The following is a 1,632-nucleotide window of genomic DNA, read 5'->3' as shown; positions in this document are numbered from 1 at the left end:
GAGTTTCACATCCTGACGGGCGATCCACTCGTCAATTGAGCGCATTTCATACTCGGTCCACTCGGGGTTTGGACTGGCTGCTAGTGCCTTCTGGGCCATTCCTCTAGCAGCGGCTACGGCAGCCGTGATTTTGGCTTGAGTACTTTCCTTCATCGGCTCTTCGCCTTCTTGACTGGCTTCTCGCCTGTGTCTTTCGCGAGGATATTCAGCATGGCTTCGATCATGCCCCGGATCGCCTCAGGGCGGGTGTAGGGCTCTTTCTGCTTGTCGATCCAAGCATCCAGCGCTTTGAGATGAGGCGGCTGCAGGCAACTCCAACGAGGGTACCCTTGACGGCCGACCGTTTCCATCGCGGCGTTGGCAACGGTTGTTCTCAGAGCAGCAACTACGCAGAGTTTCGCTTGGAAAGGGCGAGAGATCAAATTTTAACTGCTTGCAGTTATCTTGGTGACAATCGCGGAACGGACCCCAAAGCCCCCGTGAGAGTATTGCGTAAGGAAACCCGCCGGGGGCAGTTACCGGCGGGTTTTTCTTGCCGCGCACCGGCCGCGGACCTAAGCTGGCGGCATTGTTTAAAAACGGGAGAGCGGGACGTGGCGACAGGTACGGTGAAGTGGTTTAACCCAACCAAGGGCTATGGCTTTATTCAGCCGGACAAGGGCGGCAAGGATGTCTTCGTGCACATCTCCGCCGTCGAACGAGCCGGTCTCAGCAGCCTCAACGAGGGTGCAAAGGTAAGCTACGAGGAAACCGAAAACCGGGGCAAAACGTCCGCGGAAAACCTCAGAGTCGGCTAGCAAGTTGGACCTGCTGGTCCACCCCGGCGGGTCTGCTTCATGCACGGCCGGCTGCCGCAGCTGGCCTTGAACAGGCGCTGCCGTTGAAAACTTGCGGATAGGCTAAGGCCTGTTGTCATCTCAGCGATCCTCACTCGGTCAGGATGCATATCTCGACTTGGGCCCGCCCTTACCGGCGGGTTTCTTACTGACGTTAGGAACGATCCGGCGCCGCAGGAATGGATTCTGCCCGGTAGGCTCCGCTGCCTCCTGGCCGGGAGAAACCCCAACTGGGTTGGCGGCCTTAGGTTCAGCGTGGCGGTCTCTCTCGCGGGGGCCGTTTGCGTGAGCAGCCTGCGGGAGTTGCCTTCGATGCCAAAAAAAGGCCTCCAGCGCTCTAGGGGAAGCGGGCTGAGGCCGGTTAAGTTGTCCGTGTCCTATCAGACAGCCCCATCAACACTCGTCATTGCCATTTGTTTCCGAAATTGGCATCACAAAAGAAGCGGCCCCAGCGTAGACGCTAGAGCCGCCAACCCAGTTGGGGTTTTCTCCCGGTGGCTTTAAGGGGCGTGAAATCCGGGAGCGCTGAATCGACTCTTCGGGAGCTGCGAAGTTCCAAAAGCAACGGCCCCAGCGCCTTTCGGGGGACGCGCTGAGGCCGTTTTGATATGTCCGGGTCGTCTCGTCCAGACATGGGCCCTCAACGCGGGTCACCACTTGTTCCCGAGGGAGGGTTACTCCGAACTAGTTCGGACCGATCAAAACGGGTTGCGGTACCTTGGCAGAACCCGCTGGCAACCGCCATTGCCATGCGGTGTGGCGGCCCCGGTTGCATCGCCAGGCGCGCTGGGGCCGC

The 1,632-nt window shown here is 59.5% G+C and carries 2 protein-coding genes; one reads left to right on the top strand and one right to left on the bottom strand.

Annotation, left to right across the window (positions count from 1 at the left end):
* Window positions 1–149: 149 nt before the first annotated feature.
* Complete coding sequence (locus JQ575_RS44160) at window positions 150–350, bottom strand: hypothetical protein (RefSeq protein ID WP_212039413.1); 201 nt, start codon at window positions 348–350, stop codon at window positions 150–152.
* A 243-nt stretch (window positions 351–593) separates the two neighbouring features.
* On the opposite strand from JQ575_RS44160, the gene JQ575_RS44155 reads away from it, so the two are divergent.
* Window positions 594–797 carry a cold-shock protein gene (locus tag JQ575_RS44155; RefSeq protein ID WP_212039411.1) on the top strand — a complete coding sequence of 68 codons (204 nt, stop codon included), beginning with the start codon at window positions 594–596 and terminating at the stop codon, window positions 795–797.
* Window positions 798–1,632: the final 835 nt, after the last annotated feature.

It is taken from the genome of Bradyrhizobium sp. JYMT SZCCT0428 (assembly GCF_018131075.1).
Taxonomy (GTDB): Bacteria; Pseudomonadota; Alphaproteobacteria; order Rhizobiales; family Xanthobacteraceae; genus Bradyrhizobium.
Note: the sequence above shows the minus strand (reverse complement) of the source record. Positions and strands in the feature narration are given on the sequence as shown.